Origin of the sequence: Bacillus cereus group sp. BceL291, from assembly GCF_051776705.1 — a bacterium.
Lineage (GTDB): Bacteria > Bacillota > Bacilli > Bacillales > Bacillaceae_G > Bacillus_A > Bacillus_A cereus.
This window is the reverse complement of record NZ_JBPWAP010000275.1, coordinates 1-265: the sequence shown is the minus strand read 5'-3', so window position 1 is coordinate 265 and position 265 is coordinate 1. Positions and strand designations below refer to the sequence as shown.

The following is a 265-nucleotide window of genomic DNA, read 5'->3' as shown; positions in this document are numbered from 1 at the left end:
CAGGTTGATAGGTTCGAGGTGGAAGCATGGTGACATGTGGAGCTGACGAATACTAATAGATCGAGGACTTAACCATATAATATGTAGCAATGTTATCTAGTTTTGAGAGAATATAAAAAACTTGTTGACTTTAAAAGTTAAATAAGTTAAAATGATTCTTGTCTTAAATGAATACAGTCTGGTAATGATGGCAGAGAGGTCACACCCGTTCCCATACCGAACACGGAAGTTAAGCTCTCTAGCGCCGATGGTAGTTGGGACCTTG

General features: G+C 39.2%; 1 rRNA gene. It reads left to right on the top strand.

Features of this window, described 5'->3' with window-relative positions:
* Window positions 1-177: 177 nt before the first annotated feature.
* Window positions 178-265: ribosomal RNA gene (gene rrf, locus ACS2CR_RS34560) — 5S ribosomal RNA — on the top strand; the annotation flags it as partial.